Raw genomic sequence first — 17,899 nt, 5'->3', positions numbered from 1 at the left:
GCGGCTTTTTTGTGGAATTCGAAATGGTGCCGGAACGCGGAATCGAACCGCGGACCTACTGATTACGAATCAGTTGCTCTACCGACTGAGCTATCCCGGCAATTGACTACTTTTTGATCGATATATTGGAAATATCTAATGAAATCAGGATGTTAGTCATATCCAATATACCACTGATTATTTAACATTTTTCGCTGAGACTGTTTAACAATCAATCGGTTTGCTGATTTTTGAGTCGTGCTGTAGCCCATTTGTAGCCCGGCCCTGTGTCCCGGTGTAGCCCCAGTCGATATACTGGGCTGCAAACGGGGCTACACGGACGAGCACATGAAACCCACAAAATCAGCGCTCAGGAATCTACTGAAAGATGTGGAAGAAGGCAACTACCAGGGCGAAGAATTCGTCGGGGTTGATGGAACAAATTTGACGATTAGGATTCGAGGTGGGGTGTCGGGCTACATTTACAAGCGCATCAAAATCGAGGGCGAACAGAAAAGCAAACCGGTGAAGCGCAAGATCTGCTCTGAAAGTGAGATGAGAGCAAACGGATTGGACTGGGCGATCGAAAAAGCTGACGAGACGATTCGCGATATCGTCTCAGGCAATGAGGCGCAGCGAAAATCTGGTGTTCACACGCTCGAAAATGTTGCTCAAATTATGATCGATCGCGGCCGGCCAGGGCGGCCGTACAGCTCGAGCTACATTCGCGATGTCAAAAATCTTCTCGACACCGTCCTGAAACCTATCGCAAACAAGCCGCTTGTCCAGGTCACAAGGGCTGAGGTAGAGCGCATTTCGATTGATTACGTGAAAGCAAACATTGCTGCTGGCAAGTCGCGCACCGGTGGGCGCCAGGTGAACACAGCAATGCGCGTGTTGTCATCCGTGTGGAATTTCGGTAGGTCGGAGTTCGGCAGGGCTGCTGGGTATATCGAAAATCCAGTGGATGTCATGTCCGACAAAAAGCTCTGGTACCCCGAGACCAGTCGCTCTCGAGTGCTACAGACAGAAGAAGTCGGCGACTGGCTACAAGCGCTCTTCAAGCGATCAGAGCTTCAATCCGGATCCGCGGTCGCCCAGGGCTCTCGAGATGCATTACTCCTATTTTTGTTCACTGGCCTTCGCCTGAATAGCCTGGTGTCAATTCCGAGAGATTCGATAGATTTGAAGGTCGGAGTGATCGAAGCTCCCGGGAAAACAGACACAACACTGCCTGTCACTGCTCAAGTTAAGCAAATTATTGAATGGCGGTTGAAGGTGCTCGAACTCACAGATCCTGGCGGCCAATGGCTATTCCCTACCGCTAAAGGAAAGAATGGCAATCACCTGCTCGACCCAAAGAAATTCCGGCAGGCTGTCAATAAAGAGGCTGGCATCGACAATCTGACAACACATGATCTTCGTCGTACATTCAAAACAATTGGTGCAGAGCTCGGTATCAATGCCGATCTGCTCAATCGCCTGACCGGTCACCAGATCCAGGGGGTAAACAAGCACTATATTCAGTCTCGAGTAGACGCCCAGCGGCGCCAGGCTCAGCTAATCATCGATCAAGTTATTGCAGATGCAGCCTGGGATATGCAGTCGAAGCTAAATAAAACTTATGGCATACCAAGCGGCTACACCGCAGACACTGACAGCTCCGGAAAAGCGATTTTGATTGCAAAAAAGGGGTAGGGGAGAAGGTGGTGGAAGAGGCCGGGGCGCCCCTGGATCAGGCTTACTCTTCGTCTTCTTCTTCGCACTCAAGCTCAACTTCAGTTCTTGACAGCGATTTTGCGTACTCTTCAAAATCGCAGTAATTCATCGCTTTGTGCAAATCTCTTGCTTCTGAGTACGTTTTTGCAGCGCGACTACAGTTCATTTCCGGAACTTCATCAAGCCAGATTTCACGATCTTCTTCTGTGTCAAAAGAATACAGCTGTCCGAAATCGTTGCGCTCGAGCGTGTCATAGCCCTCAAAATCCATTGTCGTGCCTTCAATATCACCAAACTCAAACGCGAGAACTAGATCTTTGTTACGCGCAGAAAGATCTGGCTCGCAGCTTGCTTCTTCATGAATTTTTTCAGCGATTTCGTCGTTAGCGCAGCAGAAAAAATGCGGAAGAATAAAAAAGATATCATCGAGATCTGCTTTGTCGCCATGATCATCAAAAACCTCAACGCCTTCAATTTTAAGACTAGCGCGATCTGTATTTTCTTCTGCACGCTCGTCAAGAAAAACGGTTCCCGGGCAGCCATCGCGATAGCCGTACCCAGCATTTACAGTGATTTTAACATCGTCAAGCTCACTAATAATCGTAATCACACCGCCAGAAAACCCATCACCGTAATACAATTCTTCGTATGTTTGTGTTTGCTTCCAGCCGTCTTTCGCAACGAATTCTCTGAACTGCTTAGTAGTCATTGTTTTCATGTCGTACTCCAAATGGTTTGAATGCTGCTTGAATCCCTGTTTTCAGGGAACAACTTACCGTCAAGCCGGGCTTCAGCCTTAGTCCACGTCAGTTTTATCGTGTTGATAAAAAGGAGCTGTATGGCTTTTGGTTACAGGTATGAGCCTTGTTTAGTCTGGTCTACCAGAAATTGACGGCATTCAGATTCGCGATAGAAAACACGGCCAAATCGCTTGTGCCAAGGTAGGGGTCTGCCTCCACGGCAGCGCCATGTGGAAAGGGTGGTGGCTGAAAGGCTGAGCAGCTTTGCAGCTTCAGTAGAGCTTATTTCGTCGGGATACATGCGTTGTATTTTCCATTTTGTTCTTGCCCTCCTTGGCCGTTGGTTTGTTAATTAACGATATATTAAGTTTGATTATGGAGCAAATATAAACGGTAAATTAATTTTTGGCGAATTCTGCTCTGGTGTGCTTTGCTGTATTGAGGTGAGGAATGTGGAGATTTCGCAAGGTGAACATGGCTCGCCCTAAGATATGAGCCAACAGAGGGGGCTGCCCTCTCTCTGGCACTACACCTTCTATTCAGGCTTGCATCGCTCCGCGAGCTAAATGAGCCATAGGATGTGAGTGAAGGTCACGGATTGGCTCTAGCTCGATGGACTGCTGCGTTAATCAGGTCTCTACTAATGGATGGCACAAGCCTAGAGATATTTCGGGCATCATCGATGCCCCGGTGGTGGGTGCCGTCAACGGTAAAACCAGAATGCTCAATGGCTCTACGCATGCCCATCGGCCTCAATCCCATGGACTTGGCCCAGAGTTTCTTGAGGTTAACGTGTGGGCAGCCTAGGAATTTTGGGGCAATGGCATGACGCGCCTGTTCCGCCCGAATCTGATTGAGGTCATACCCGCCCCAGCTTCCCCAGATTAACCCTTTTTCACGGCCATCCAGCCACTCGTCGATCAGCCTGCAAGCATCGGGGTAGGGCGGCGCATTGTCTACGTTGCTTTGTGTAATTGTGGTTAGCCGAGTGCAAAAGTCAGAAAGAGTGGGGTTCAGGCTTGGCCTGACGAGGGTGCCAAAATCATCAAGAATGTTGCCGTTATCATCAGCGATCACGCAGCCAAACTCGATAATATCCATGTCGTCAACGGTGGTTTTGCGGTCATTCCAGCAAGTGGCTTCTAAATCGACGACGAGGATTGGGCGGCTCATCCATGCTCCTGGCAATTTTTCGGTTAGCAGTGTTGATTGAATCAAAATAATATATCGTAAATAATTGATCCGGCAAGCAGTTGTGTTAGTGTTTCGGCCCATTTTTCAGGCATTCAGAGAGCGATTACGTATGGCTGAGAACCGCAGAGGCCGCCCTTCGATGACCGATGAGCAGAAGAAAATTTCCCGGGCTCATCGTCTTCTGGATCAAGTCATTGATTTTCGAAAAAGGCTTCGAGAAGAAGATCATGTAGAGCAGCCAAAGCAAGTTGGCAGACCTGGGTTAACTCTTAAAGACAAGATGAACAGGGCATTAGGGGAGTTTCTGGATCTCGCAGAGGAGTTGGGCTCAACAGCAGTTATTCCTAATGACCATGGGCAAGGCTTCATCACGGATGCAGCTGAATTTAGTAGGTTTGAGGATTTGATGGACAAGAAGGGCCCTGGTCGACCCCCGGCAACCCGGATTTCTGAACTTGAAACTGGTATTCGTCGTAACCTGGTTCGCATAGAAAGGATCAAGGCCGGTCAGGAGGATTCAGGTGATGCCGGTTCCCGTGTGGGCCGTCCCCGGATGGCGGTCGAAAAGAAGATCCTGAAGATAGAGGCACGAATAAAGGCAGACCGAGAGCTCATAAGGCAGGAAGAGGAGACCCTGACTCCAATAGAGAAGATTGAGATGGAACTCTCACGCTTGCGTTATTCCGCCAGAAAACCCCGCAGTGAGCTCAGAAAGAGGGGGCTCATAGGTAAGTTGGAATCGATCATCGATAACTACGAACAGGCGACTCAGGATAAGAAGCTGGATGAAGCTCTCCTGCAACTGGCAGCGATCGAACTGCGGATTAGAGAGAGGCAAGAGCAGCTGGAAAGAATGAAGGGCAAGAGTTCTTGACCGCTATGGCGCTTCCTCGGGCCAACACCTTCTGTCCGGTTGTCTACCCTCCAAGTCTGGCACTAAAGCATGAGTGTGATATGGTTCACTCATAATAATTGAACCGCCTTCATGGATGAGGGTTGTGCTCACATATGGGGGCATGAGTCAGAATTGGCAGGGATGCGATCAGGCAGCATTTATGGCTTGTTCTCGCGATAGCTACTACGCCAGTTCCAAATCTTCTTCTCCCTTTTTTCAGGCAGCCTTACTGTCCTACATGTCGGTGATTCAATCTTGATAAATTCGTCTGTTTCATGGGACGGGCGTTTCAGCATATGAAGAAACAGATCGGGGGAAACATGAAAGGAATCAAACTGTTACTGATGGTCACGGCTGCCTCGCTGGTCGCTTGCGGTGGTGGAGGTGGTGGGAGCTCCGCGCCTAGCACTCAGCAAGCTACACCAAAGCCTGACCAGTTATCTGCAACAGTCGCAAAAACCGCGTTTGCCAGCAGTGAAGCCTGTCCCCAGGGTGGTGTGACGATTGATCAAGGGATTGATGCAAACCGAAATGGTGTTTTGGATCCTGATGAGATCTTCGAAACCCAACAAGTATGTAACGGTGCCGATGGCGGCGATGGTGTGGCTAGCCTGATTCGTGTCGATGAAATCGGCGCCGGTGCCCAATGCACCTACGGTGGCCTGAAGGTCTCTGTGGGGCTGGATGCTTCGGACGATGGTATCCTGGATCCGGCCGAGGTTAGCCAGATCAGCTACGTCTGCTCTGTCACGGCCAGTCAAACCGACGGGTTCAGCAGTCTGCTGGACATGGAAGGTGAAGCGGCAGGTGCCAACTGCACGGCTGGCGGGCAGAAAATCACCTCTGGACTGGATTTCAATCGTAATGGCGCGCTGGATATCGACGAAGTTACCCAGATCAAATATATCTGTAACGGTGATACCCCCGTTGTATATCAAACCCTGATCAACACCTCTAACGTGGCTAGCAATGCGCAGTGCCCGAATGGAGGAGTGCAAATCGATGTGGGGTTGGATGTCGACCAAAGCTCCATCCTGGAGGGGGGGGAGGTTACTGACACGAGCTATTTGTGTAATGGGCAGGATGGGGAAGGCAGTATTTCCTTGGTGAATGTTGAGGATGAACCGGCTGGCACAAACTGCTCTGCTGGTGGTAAAGCTATCCAAACAGGCATCGACAGTAATCAAAATAATACACTGGATCCAACGGAGGTGATGGCGACGTCTTATGTGTGTAATGGGTTAGACGGCGCGAATGGTGCTGGAACTGTTTCCTCTAACTATTTCACTGTAAATACGCTCCTGGGGTCAGCCCAGCAAATCGAGTGTTATGAATCAGAATCGTATAACCGCTTATACCAAGTCGACTACTTTAGCGTTAATTCTGATGGGACGGGGACGCCCTATCAGACATGTTATACAGAAACCTGTAGTAACTATTCTATGGAAAATGGGTCTCGCCAAGAGACGAAGAGCTTTGGCGACGCAGGCTGCGCTCAAACACACTATGTGAATGTGTATTGCGACGACGGGTATGAGTGGAATGGTGATATTTGTCAGTCATTGACGAGTGTTTGTCCGGATGGACAGGTAGACACTTCTCGAGGTTGTGAGGCTCCGGTAACTTCTTGTTTGGTAGGTCAGAAAGTTGAGGATAATCAATGTGTTAATGTTGATTATGTTGCTGTCACAGGCAACATCTGCGGAATCTATAAGGATCCAATAAAAATCACATCGGGCCAGCATTTTGTGACCTGTGATACTTCCTTTAATAACCTGCTATTGATTGAGGCTGGGGCGATACTTCAGGTTGATAGGGATTGGTTTATTTTAGCTAAAAACGGAGTGCAGGTACTCGGCAATGCTATTTCGCCGGTAGTAATTGAATCCTCCCCCAATAATTTGGATGGGCACTGGAATTATTTTGATTTCGCCGGAGATGTATATTTAGATTACGAGAGCGAGCAGTTTATCGGGGATAAGGTTAGTTATTTGCAAGTCCGTGGTTATCAAGGTCAATCAACTCTGAAAGGGGTAGGTATTGCTGAGGCTCAAATCATTTCAGATGGTCACTTGACTTTGGATAATGTGCTTTCAGTCGGCAGTTATTTTGATCTTGCATCTACATCGTTTAGGGCGTCCTTCATTATAGATTCTGAGGTTGCAGGAGATGCCATCCCTTACATATATGGTGGCCTTCTCGCAAGCTCGGTGCAGTCCACAGCAAGAAGCTTATATCTGATGGGGCAATATTCCGGCTCTGCTGAGACAAATCTGAATAGGCCCGCTGTCTTATTCAATGGTGGGGTTTCGGTGTATTGCTCAACGAAAGCATTCGTACAAGGAAATGCTTCATTGGACTCCTTGTCCGATTCCAATGGTGTTTGTATTACATCCGACAACGAGACACCTCTTACCAATAAGTACGCTATTTACATTCTTGGTAAAGAGAAGCTTTCAACCTCAGCCGATCAGACAGTAAACCTGGAAGCCTACATTTTTGACAAAAACGGACTGGTTCAGCCCACAGAGATCACCTGGAAAGCCCGTTACGACGTTGACGGTACCTACTATGACTCAGGGCAAACCTGGACTGGCCGGAAGGTCGATATCTCCTTGTCCCAGAAAGAGCAATATGAGGTCTATGTAGAGTCAGTGAATGGCCAGACTGACCTCTTGGGGCCCAAATCCATTATCCTTAACGTGCAGTAGTATATACGCCCGGCGAAAGCCGGGCGTTTTGTCTTTAGTAGTAGGGAAGATCCATGAATAATACCGAACAGCAATTCCTCAAAGAGCTTGATGACAAGCTCTGGAAGGCGGCCTGCAAGCTTCAAGCGAGCATGGATGCTGCCAATTACAAGCATATTGTTCTTGGCCTGATCTTCCTTAAGTACGTCTCTGATGCTTTTGCTGAGCGTCAGGACGAGCTGTTAGAGCTGTTCCAGACTGACGATGACGACAATATCTACTACCTGCCACGGGAAGATTTCGATAGTGATGCGGAATACCAGCAGGCAATAGAAGACGAGCTGGAAGTGCTGGATTACTACCGAGAAGCCAATGTTTTTTGGATGCCCAAGGCAGCCCGATGGCAGACGCTCAAGGAAAAAGCGGTACTTCCCACCGGTACAGTGCTCTGGCAGGACGATGCCGGCAATGATGTGAAGCTGCGCTCGGTTTCATGGCTTATCGACAACGCACTGGAAGAGATTGAGAAGAGTAACGCCAAACTCAAAGGGATCCTTAACCGAATTGGGCAATACCAGCAGGAAAATGAGACCTTGATTGGCTTGATCAACACCTTTTCTGACACTTCGTTCACCAAGCCGGTATTCAGTGGCGAAAAGCTTAATTTGCACAGTAAAGACATCCTCGGCCACGTCTACGAATACTTCCTAGGCGAGTTCGCCCTGGCCGAAGGCAAGCAGGGCGGCCAGTACTACACCCCCAAGAGCATCGTCACCCTGATAGTAGAAATGCTGCAGCCGTATTCCGGCCGCGTTTATGACCCGGCCATGGGCTCTGGTGGCTTCTTTGTCTCCAGTGACAAGTTCATTGAAAATCACGCTAGTGAGCAGCACTACGATGCTGCAGAGCAGAAGAAACATATCTCCGTGTACGGCCAGGAGGCCAATCCTACTACCTGGAAGCTGGCCGCGATGAACATGGCTATCCGTGGGATCGACTTCAACTTTGGTACTAAAAACGCCAATACCTTCACCAACGATCAGCACCCGGATTTGCGCGCTGACTTCGTCATGGCCAACCCACCTTTCAACATGAAGGACTGGTGGAGCGAATCCCTGGCCGACGATGCTCGCTGGCAGTACGGTACTCCTCCCAAGGGCAACGCTAATTTCGGTTGGATGCAGCACATGCTGCATCACTTGGCTCCCACCGGCAGCATGGCGCTGTTGCTGGCCAACGGCTCCATGAGCTCCAAAACCAACAATGAAGGTGAAATCCGCAAGCGTTTGATCGAGGAAGACCGAGTGGAATGCATGGTGGCCCTGCCGGGGCAGTTGTTCACCAACACCCAGATCCCCGCCTGTATCTGGTTCCTGACCAAAGACAAGACCAACGGCATGGTGCGCAACGAGAAAAAGCGTGACCGCCGCGGCGAATTCCTGTTCATCGATGCCCGTAATCTGGGCTTTATGAAAGACCGGGTGTTGCGTGATTTCACCAATGAAGATATCGCCAAAATCGCTGATACCTTCCATGCCTGGCAGCAGGACGAGGGCTACGAGGACGTGGCCGGCTTCTGCAAGTCCTCCACCCTGGACGAGATCAAAAAGTATGATTATGTGCTGACCCCAGGGCGTTATGTGGGGGCGCAGGAACAGGAGGATGATGGCGAGCCCTTTGCCGAGAAGATGGCGCGATTGACGGAGCAGCTTAAGGAACAGTTTGCGGAGAGTGATCGGCTGGAGGCTGAGGTCAAGCAGCATCTTGGGGGGCTGGGGTATGAGTGCTAAAACAACCCCTCTCGAAGAGCTGTGTGAACTGGTTGTTGACTGCCCACATTCAACGCCAAAGTGGAAAAGTGAAGGGGTGATCGTCCTCCGAAATCAAAATATAAGAAACGGCCAGCTTGATCTCTCTAGCCCAAGCTACACCGATGAAGAAGGATATCAATCCAGAATAAAGAGAGCCGTACCTCAAGCTGGAGATATAGTTTTTACCCGGGAAGCCCCAATGGGAGAGGTTTGTCTGATTCCTGAGGGTTTGAAGTGCTGTTTGGGGCAAAGGCAAGTTCTTCTACGCCCTAAGAAAGAAATAAGCGGTGAATATCTGTATTGGGCATTACAGTCTCCATTTGTGCAGCACCAGATTTCCTGGAATGAAGGCACTGGCACTACAGTAAGTAATGTAAGAATTCCTGTTTTAAAGTCTCTAGAGATTCCAAGACAGAGCGAGCACGAACAGTCTATAGCTAACATTCTTGGGGCTTTATCTGAGAGGATCCAGTCTAATCACCAAATTAACCAAACCCTCGAAAAGATAGCCCAAGCCATCTTCAAAAGCTGGTTTGTGGATTTCGAGCCGGTCAAGGCCAAGATCGCCGCGCTGGAAGCCGGTGGCAGCGAGGAAGATGCCCTGTTTACCGCCATACAGGCCATTTCCGGAAAAACCACCGACGAACTCGCCCGCCTCCAGGCCGAACAGCCCGACCGCTACGCCGATCTCCGCGCCACCGCCGAACTGTTCCCCTCGACCTTGGAGGATAGTGAGTTGGGGGGGATTCCGGAGGGGTGGGATACTTGCCAAGCTCACGAAAGATTCGAGATCACGATAGGAAAGACTCCTCCCAGAAAGGAGCCGCATTGGTTTACAGAAGACCCTAAAGATATTAAGTGGTTGTCAATCAAAGGAATGGGTGATGGTAACGTTTTTTCATCTGTGACCGAGGAGTATCTAATTGCAGATGCGGTGGCTAAACATAATGTAAAAATATGCCCGCCAGGCACTGTGTTGCTTAGTTTTAAGTTAACTCTTGGAAGAGTTATGATTTGTAGCTCAGAGATGACCACAAACGAAGCTATTGCGCACTTCAGAATTAATGATGATTCTCCAGGGACATATTGGACATATTTATGGTTGTCCTCTTTCGATTATTCTTCGCTTGGTAGCACTTCCTCTATCGCTACGGCAGTAAATTCAAAAACCATTAAGGGGATGCAGTTTGTCGTTCCTAATCCCGTATTATTGAATTACTTTGAATCGAAGATGGAGCCGATTTTTCAGCAAATCCAGACTACACAAGAAAACTCCTGCTCGTTAGCGGAGCTTCGTGACGCTTTGCTTCCTAAGCTACTCACAGGTGAGCTGGAATTACCAGATAAGGGGCTGGGCCAGTCAGAGGAAGCGGCCCATGTATAAAATCCATATCGACCAGAACCGCATAACTCCCGTGGAATCCAAGCGTTTCACCGACTTGCGCCTCACTGAGCGAAAGCACCTGCAGGAATGGCTGGAACACTGCCCCGAAGCCCTGACCCAGAACGAGGGAGAAGAGCTACTGATTATCCAGAAAGAGTTCGACGGCTTTGACGATACCCGCGAACGCCTGGATCTGTTGGCCATCGACAAGGATGGCAATCTGGTCATCATCGAGAACAAGCTGGATGACAGTGGCCGGGATGTGGTCTGGCAGGCGCTTAAATACGCCAGCTACTGCGCTAGCCTGAGCAAGGCCCAGGTAGTGGATATTTTTCAGCGTTATCTGAATCAAAAGGCCCAGGAGACCGGCGAACCTGCGGCCAACGCCGAGGAAAACCTGGTGGAGTTTCTGGAGGTGGATGGGCTGGAAGCCGCCCAGATCAACCGCATCAAGAGCCAGCGCCTGATCTTTGTGGCAGCAAAATATCGAAAGGAAGTGACCAGCACCGTGTTATGGCTAAGCCAGTTCGATATTTCCTGCCAGTGTTTCAAGGTGACGCCGTATCAGGCCGGTGAGGAGTTGTTCCTCAATGTAGAGCAGATCATACCCACTCCGGAGTCCAGCGAGTTCATGATCGGTATGGTAGCCAAGGAAACAGAGGAAAAGAGCGCCGATACCGAGCTCAAGCACCGCCACACCTTGCGCATGGCATTCTGGGATAAGTGCATTGAGGCGATGAATAATAGCGGTAGCACGCTGTACAACAATATTAGCCCCGGAAAGGATCACTGGCAAAGTGCCGGTTCCGGAATGCGATCCATGCCATATCACTTGATCTTTGCCAAAGGTGAGATTCGGGTCGAATTCTCAATGCAGCGGCCAGAATCTGAGGTGAATACCTTTGTCTTTGAGGCATTACAGTCTCAAAAGGCAGAGATAGAATCAGCCTTCGGCGCTGAACTCACCTGGAATGCTCTGCCAAACAAGAAAGCCTGCCGAATTCAGTATTCCAAGCCTGTCGACGGCTACAACAAGTCAAACTGGCCTGAGATGATCGACTGGCTGGTGGAGCACATGAATCGACTTGAAAAGGCTCTACGACAGCCGCTAGAAGAAATTAAGCAGTCTCTCCGGCAATACGAAGCATCTCAGGACTAAGTTATAGGCAGGGAAGAGGAGAATTAGGCATGGAGCCAATAACAGGGTTTGCAACCATAGTAGGTTTGCTTGGCCAGTTTCAGGCTAGCCGTGGAGCTAATCAGCAGGCTGAGTTCCAAGACTTCATTGAGTGGCTTGTGGCCAAAAACCATGAAGAAGTGAAGCTGCTTATTGAGTCCAATTCCTCCACTGTAACAGGCATCAAAGCCTTGCTTGGACTCAACCATGGCCAGTTGATGACGCGCCTGGATGCACTTGATACCTCGTTCGCCGCTCTGGCAAGCATCCTCCCAGGATTTTCAGACATAAGTTCTGGTGTGCATGCTCAGCGGGGACAGCTGTCTGATCAGGCTAAGTCTATCCTTGAACAATTTCAGCTGTCTGGAGCCAGTAAGATGCTGGAGTTGCATCATTCTCAGGGCGTTGAATTGATGTATCTGGACGGGAAAGAGAGGGGCGTGAGTATCAGAGAGTCCAGATTTCTTGAGGATGACCTGAACACTCTGGTTGAACTTGGTTTATTAAGGCATGACCTCAATGATCAAGGGCAGAATATCTACATTTTTACACGTATAGCTTCTATGATGATTTCGGTTTCGGGGCCGTCTCAATAAGAAAAATTGATATCAATCTGAACGCTAATAAAGCGTGGCTGATAACTTTTTGTGTGGGGTTTGTATGAGTGAAAGGGTGGCTTTTTCAATCTTGGGCCATGGCTTTGATTTGCCCGAGAGTAAAATAAGAACAAATAGCATTTGGCAGGAGTTTGGTCATGTCTCTTCGAAGTGGGAAAGTAGAGTTAATGACGAGTTTTTCTCTCTGTTTAAAAATCTTGATGAAGTATATACGGGGCTGGATGGGTTGGCAGCCTCTGTAGCGGAAGATGCTATTAATAAGGCGCTCTCATTTCTAACGGGGGCTGGTGTTTATGAAATCAATGAGAACGTCTTCTTCAGTGATTACATGGCAAAGTATGTGTCTTGGGATGATGATGTTTTACCTTTGGTAAATCAGTTCGAAGCAATAGTGGCCGAGACACAGGAGCTTGATGCTTATCGAACTGCAAGAAGGCAGAATCGCCGTCAGTGGGTTGGGTTTGGCGATCAAGCTGTTTACACCGCAGATGCTAGGAATTTGAACTCGAATATCGCTCACGGTGTTTTCAATATGCTGGCCAAAGGTGTTACTGCCCTTGAGAACATGGCGAGGAAGGACGAGATATATAGCGCTACTTCAACAAGGGAAGTGATCTCAAGGTCTGCATATAATCTCGTTGAGGCGGCATATTTGGCAACTGTCGATGCTATGAGAGCTGCAGCTTCTATAGATGTTTACGCATACACGGAAGCGGAAAAATCAAAGGTCTCTGCAATTATTGATAATATTACTAAATCCAGGGTTCCTGATTCTGATCTTGTTCCTGCATTGGTCAGATGTTTAGAGGCTTACCCATATGACGATAGGGTCTTTAAAGTAATCATTGACAAGGTTGGCATCAGTGATCCGGGTGTTATTTCTGTTTGTGAATTCTTCGGTTTTAGGGGGTTGCAGGAGCATAGACGGAAGTTGTTTGAAGTGTGGTGTTCTGGCCTGGCAGCAACGTCTGTAAGGGATATTGAGGCGCAAGTTCCTCAAATTAACTCATACGCAGAAAGTATTGATTATGAAATCGATACTGACGCTTTGGTATCTGAAGTCGCCTCGATCCTGAATATTCACAACTTGGAGCGGGCAAGCGATCAGAGTAATGACTCTGGCAATGGTGTGAAGGTGTCTGCAAGTCACGCTGGCCCAGTGGGTGGAAGTGTTGATCTCGCTGTTGCAACTCAAGGGTTTAAGTCAATCCCTGATAAGAAGTTCTATGTCGCTCCTGACCTTCCTGATAAGAAAATAAACAATTTTTCGTCAAAGGCGAAGAGTAGCATTGAGATAGACAAAGTGATTTTCTATTTTGATGAGACGGTTTTTGGAAAAGGTGATGATGGCGTTGTCGTAACTGATCAGCACCTCTATGCCAGAATTCCTCTTGAAAGTGAGGAGTGTATACCGCTGAACCAGATTGAAAGTGTTAGGCCTGGTGGTTTCCTTGGTATGAAGATATGCCTAAGTCTGACTGATGGGCGTGATGTTTCAATTAAACTTACCCAAAGTAAATCCGGATCTAAACTGCTGCGCCAGGCAATTGAGCAACTTATAGAGTTGGTTTAATTGTTAATGGTTGCTGATGAACGGTGAGCTGGATGATTTATGACTGAAGATCAATTAGAACAACAATGCCTGGGCTGGTTTGACGAGGGCGGATGGCAAATCGGGCATGGCCCAGATTTGGCTCCAGACGGCCCTTCTCCAGAGCGTGGGGACTATCGCCAAGTGTTGTTGTTGGCAGATCTTGAGTCTGCGATTCAGCGTATCAACCCGCATTTGCCGCAATCAGCTGTTGATCAAGCGATTGAGATCGTCCGAAAACCTGAGAGTCTGGATGCTGTTGCCAGTAACCGGGCCTTCCATCGTTTGCTGATTGAGGGTGTATCGGTTGAGTACAAAATGGATGAGAGGGTCATCCATGATAAGGCGCTTCTGGTCGATTTTGGCTCGCTATCAGCTAATCGGTTTCGTGCTATTAACCAGTTTACGGTAGAGGGTAGCAAGCAGCTTCGTCGCCCTGACATTGTTTGCTTCATCAATGGCCTGCCCTTAGCTGTACTGGAGTTGAAGAGCCCTACAGCTGAAAATGTAGATATCTGGGATGCTTACAACCAGATACAGACCTATAAAGATGAAATCTCCGACCTCTTTGTATTTAACGAGGCATCCGTCATTAGTGACGGTTATAACGCAAGGGTGGGTTCTCTCACTGCTAACCAGGAGCGCTACATGCCCTGGCGAACCATCAAGGACGAGGATGATAAGCCTCTGCTTGAATGGCAGCTGGAGACAATGGTGCGCGGCTTCTTCGACAGGGAGCTCTTTCTCGACTATATCCGTTATTTTGTGATTTTCGAGACTGATGACGACCGACTTATCAAGAAAATTGCGGGCTATCACCAGTTTCATGCGGTGCGCGAGGCTGTGCGGGCCACGGTGATTGCCTCTCGGATCCCAGATAAGAACGAGCAGAGAGAAAAGCGGGCCACTTATGGTGATGAAGTAGAGCCCGGGAGTAAGAAAGCGGGAGTGGTATGGCATACCCAGGGGTCAGGCAAGAGCATTTCTATGTGCTGCTATGCTGGGAAACTGCTCCAACAGCCTGAAATGAATAATCCGACTCTGTTGGTGGTGACAGATCGAAATGACCTTGATGGTCAGCTGTTTGCAACCTTCAGCGCTGCCAAGGAGCTCCTGAAGCAGGAGCCCGTGCAGGCGGATGATCGCGAGAAACTCAGGCAGTTACTGGCCGAGCGAGAGTCTGGTGGGATTATCTTTACCACGGTACAGAAATTTGCCCTGCTTGATGATGAGTCTGGCCATCCGATTCTAAATGATCGTCACAATATCGTTGTGATATCGGATGAGGCACACCGAAGCCAATACGGGCTGAAAGCGACGCTCAAGCAGGACGGTAGCTACAAGTTCGGCTACGCCAAGCATATGCGTGATGCGTTGCCTAATGCGGCTTTTATTGGTTTCACCGGCACCCCGATCAGTAGTGAAGATAAGGATACTCGAGCCGTTTTCGGTGACTATGTCTCTATCTATGACATTCAGGATGCGGTGGATGATGGAGCCACGGTGCCCATCTACTATGAATCTCGTCTTGCCAAGCTTGACCTCAATCGAGAGATGATCGAGGAGCTGTCCGATCAGGTTGAAGAGGTGGTCGAAGACGAAGAGGATGTCGGAGCCCGCGAAAAGACAAAGGGTGAATGGAGCCGGCTAGAGAAACTGGTGGGTTCAGGCCCGCGTTTGCAACAGGTCGCAGAGGATCTGGTGCAGCACTTTGAGACTCGCTCCGAGTCCATGGATGGCAAAGCGATGATTGTGGCCATGAGCCGGGATATTTGCGCCCATCTGTATAACGAAATCGTAACTATCCGACCTGACTGGCATGACCCAGACCCTGAGAAGGGTGCCATCAAGATAGTGATGACTGGGTCAGCCTCTGACAAGGTTCTGCTTCAGCCTCATATCTACAACAAGCAGACCAAGAAACGACTGGAAAAGCGCTTCAAGGATATCAATGACCCGCTCAAGCTGGTGATTGTCCGGGATATGTGGCTTACAGGCTTTGATGCGCCGTGCTGCCACACCATGTACGTGGACAAGCCAATGAAGGGGCACAATCTGATGCAGGCCATTGCACGGGTAAACCGGGTTTTCAAGAACAAGCCGGGTGGTTTGGTGGTGGATTACATCGGAATCGCCAATGAGCTGAAGCAGGCCCTCAAGACTTACACCGACGCAAAAGGAAAGGGCGAGCCTACCCATAGCGCTGAAGAAGCATTTGCCATCCTCTTGGAGAAGCTGGACGTCATCCATGGGATGTTTGCGAAGGGCACTAAGAGCGAAGGGTTCGATTACAGCGGCTTTGAGGGCGATCCGAACAAACTGCTGGTGCCCGCCGCGAACTACATCCTTGGGCTTGATGATGGAAAGAAGCGCTTCCTGGACACCGTACTGGCGATGACGAAGGCCTACTCTCTGTGTAGCACCCTAGATGAAGCAAGGGAATACCACAAGGAGGTGGCGTTCCTGTCTGCGGTGAAGGCTGCAATCAGCAAGCACACCAGCGTAGACAGAAAGCTCACCCAGGAAGAGAAAAACTCTGCTCTCAAGCAAATTCTGGACAATGCAGTTGTGGCAGACGGGGTGACAGATGTTTTCGCTCTTTGCGGCCTCGATAAGCCCAATATCGGCCTGCTTTCCGATGAGTTTCTGGAAGACGTCCGCCAGATGCCATACAAGAATTTTGCCGTCGAGTTGTTGGAGAAGCTGCTAAAGGACGACATTCGTGCGAAGACTCGTAATAACGTGGTGCAAGAGAAGAAATACGGTGATCGTCTGCAGGAGACCCTGCGAAAGTACAACAACCGCGGTATTGAAACCGCTCAGGTGATCGAAGAGCTGATCGCCATGGCGAAGCAGTTCCAGGAAGAACTTGCTCGCGAAGCAGCGTTAGGTCTCAACCCCGATGAGATCGCGTTCTATGATGCACTGGCGAATAATGAGAGTGCTGTTCGAAAGCTGGGTGACGAGACGCTCAAGAAAATCGCTGTCGAGATCACGGAAAAATTAAGACGCTCCACAACCGTTGACTGGCAGGTGAGAGAGAGTGTCAGGGCAAAATTACGGATTCTTGTTAGGCGGACGTTACAGCGTTACAAGTATCCTCCTGATAAGGCGGCTGAGGCTGTTGAGTTGGTTTTGAAGCAGGCAGAAGCGCTGTCTGCTAGTTGGGTAAGCTAGGTGATATTTTCAGAAATCACAGGCTGAAGTTTGCAAAAAGCGATTGCAGATGTGTAGAAGTGGGCTAATGAGGTTTGAAAGTAATGGAAGGAAAGCGAATTCCGGGGCCTATGATTGCATTGCTGTCTGATTATATTAGTGCGAATGAAACACATGCGAGCATGGATAGTCTATTTCTCTATGCTGATGCGCCTGGTGAGCCGCCTGAAGGATCAAAAGCTGTAAAAGCCCAAGAGTGGCTGAGGAGAGTAAATAAGGAATCGGTGTCTCCGTTAGCTACTTTGGGGCGTTTGATTGAAGGCTATATGGAGGCCGAAATAACGAGTCAGGAAGTTGACTGGTTCACAGGCTCTGTTAATCCATCCAGAGAGCAGGTTTTTCAAGACAAAGCTAAGGCAGTTCTATCAAAATATGGATTAACTTACTTGGTCGGAGGAATTATTTCTGAGGGTGGCGGCCCGGTAAGCAAGTCTCTTGCTGATGTAATCCATGGAAGAGATATTCCGGCGTTGGAATTGGAGTTCGAGAGGGCATTGAAGAATATTGAGAACTCACCCAGAGAGTCTGTTTCAGCTGCGTGCAACATACTTGAAACCCTTTTCAAGGTTTATATTCATGATGAGGGATTGGTTATGCCTTCAAAAATGGATTTGCAAAGCGTTTGGAAGGTTGTGAGAGAAGAAATGGGTTTTAACGCTTCTCTTGTAGAAGATAACGATTTGAAGAAGATTATTAGTGGTGTTTTCTCTACAGTTGACGGTATCGGGTCGCTGAGATCGCATGCAAGTTCTGCGCATGGTCAAGGTAGAAATGCATACAGGTTAAAGCCTAGGCATGCACGCTTGGCTGTCAACTCAGCGCATACGCTTGCGCTGTTTTTTATAGAGTCATGGGATGATAGATCCTGATGCTGTATTTGGTTGAA

The 17,899-nt window shown here is 49.0% G+C and carries 12 protein-coding genes and 1 tRNA gene; 10 read left to right on the top strand and 3 right to left on the bottom strand.

Annotated features, from left to right (window positions below):
• Positions 1 to 24: 24 nt before the first annotated feature.
• Positions 25 to 100: transfer RNA gene (locus tag ADG881_RS03190), tRNA-Thr, on the bottom strand.
• Positions 101 to 327: 227 nt separating this feature from the next.
• Between ADG881_RS03190 and ADG881_RS03185 the strand changes: the two genes are divergently transcribed.
• Positions 328 to 1,677 carry a tyrosine-type recombinase/integrase gene (locus tag ADG881_RS03185; RefSeq protein WP_007150271.1) on the top strand — a complete coding sequence of 450 codons (1,350 nt, stop codon included), beginning with the start codon at positions 328 to 330 and terminating at the stop codon, positions 1,675 to 1,677.
• A 43-nt stretch (positions 1,678 to 1,720) separates the two neighbouring features.
• Here the strand turns inward: ADG881_RS03185 and ADG881_RS03180 are convergent, their stop codons facing one another.
• Positions 1,721 to 2,416, bottom strand: a complete 696-nt coding sequence (locus tag ADG881_RS03180; RefSeq protein WP_039926035.1) for a hypothetical protein — start codon at positions 2,414 to 2,416, stop codon at positions 1,721 to 1,723.
• A 613-nt stretch (positions 2,417 to 3,029) separates the two neighbouring features.
• The gene (locus tag ADG881_RS03175; RefSeq protein ID WP_039926033.1) at positions 3,030 to 3,611 is read right to left on the bottom strand and encodes a 3'-5' exonuclease; all 582 of its coding nucleotides are present in this window, start codon (positions 3,609 to 3,611) and stop codon (positions 3,030 to 3,032) included.
• Positions 3,612 to 3,771: 160 nt separating this feature from the next.
• Between ADG881_RS03175 and ADG881_RS03170 the strand changes: the two genes are divergently transcribed.
• From ADG881_RS03170 to ADG881_RS03130, 9 genes are all read left to right on the top strand, one after another.
• Complete coding sequence (locus ADG881_RS03170; protein WP_156790320.1) at positions 3,772 to 4,506, top strand: hypothetical protein; 735 nt, start codon at positions 3,772 to 3,774, stop codon at positions 4,504 to 4,506.
• Between the two features lie 317 nt (positions 4,507 to 4,823).
• A complete protein-coding gene (locus ADG881_RS03165; protein WP_039926029.1) occupies positions 4,824 to 7,238 on the top strand; it encodes a hypothetical protein in 2,415 nt (804 codons plus the stop codon).
• Positions 7,239 to 7,291: 53 nt separating this feature from the next.
• On the top strand, positions 7,292 to 9,007 hold the full coding sequence (locus ADG881_RS03160) for a class I SAM-dependent DNA methyltransferase (RefSeq protein WP_007149660.1): 1,716 nt from the start codon (positions 7,292 to 7,294) through the stop codon (positions 9,005 to 9,007).
• Positions 8,997 to 10,412 (top strand): restriction endonuclease subunit S, encoded by a 1,416-nt coding sequence (locus ADG881_RS03155; protein ID WP_007151099.1) that lies wholly within the window; start codon positions 8,997 to 8,999, stop codon positions 10,410 to 10,412. The genes ADG881_RS03160 and ADG881_RS03155 overlap by 11 nt, the downstream gene beginning before the upstream one ends.
• On the top strand, positions 10,405 to 11,571 hold the full coding sequence (locus tag ADG881_RS03150) for a DUF4268 domain-containing protein (protein ID WP_007150701.1): 1,167 nt from the start codon (positions 10,405 to 10,407) through the stop codon (positions 11,569 to 11,571). The genes ADG881_RS03155 and ADG881_RS03150 overlap by 8 nt, the downstream gene beginning before the upstream one ends.
• Before the next feature lie 29 nt (positions 11,572 to 11,600).
• Positions 11,601 to 12,185 (top strand): hypothetical protein, encoded by a 585-nt coding sequence (locus ADG881_RS03145; protein ID WP_039926027.1) that lies wholly within the window; start codon positions 11,601 to 11,603, stop codon positions 12,183 to 12,185.
• 64 nt (positions 12,186 to 12,249) lie between these two features.
• The gene (locus ADG881_RS03140) at positions 12,250 to 13,779 is read left to right on the top strand and encodes a hypothetical protein (RefSeq protein ID WP_007150012.1); all 1,530 of its coding nucleotides are present in this window, start codon (positions 12,250 to 12,252) and stop codon (positions 13,777 to 13,779) included.
• Positions 13,780 to 13,818: 39 nt separating this feature from the next.
• Complete coding sequence (locus tag ADG881_RS03135; protein WP_007150408.1) at positions 13,819 to 16,974, top strand: type I restriction endonuclease subunit R; 3,156 nt, start codon at positions 13,819 to 13,821, stop codon at positions 16,972 to 16,974.
• Between the two features lie 83 nt (positions 16,975 to 17,057).
• Complete coding sequence (locus ADG881_RS03130; protein WP_039926026.1) at positions 17,058 to 17,882, top strand: abortive infection family protein; 825 nt, start codon at positions 17,058 to 17,060, stop codon at positions 17,880 to 17,882.
• The last annotated feature ends 17 nt before the right edge of the window (positions 17,883 to 17,899 follow it).

The sequence above is a fragment of the Alcanivorax sp. DG881 genome (assembly GCF_000155615.1).
Lineage (GTDB): Bacteria > Pseudomonadota > Gammaproteobacteria > Pseudomonadales > Alcanivoracaceae > Alcanivorax.
The sequence above is the reverse complement of the archived record's forward strand: the minus strand, read 5'-3'. Positions and strand labels throughout refer to the sequence as shown.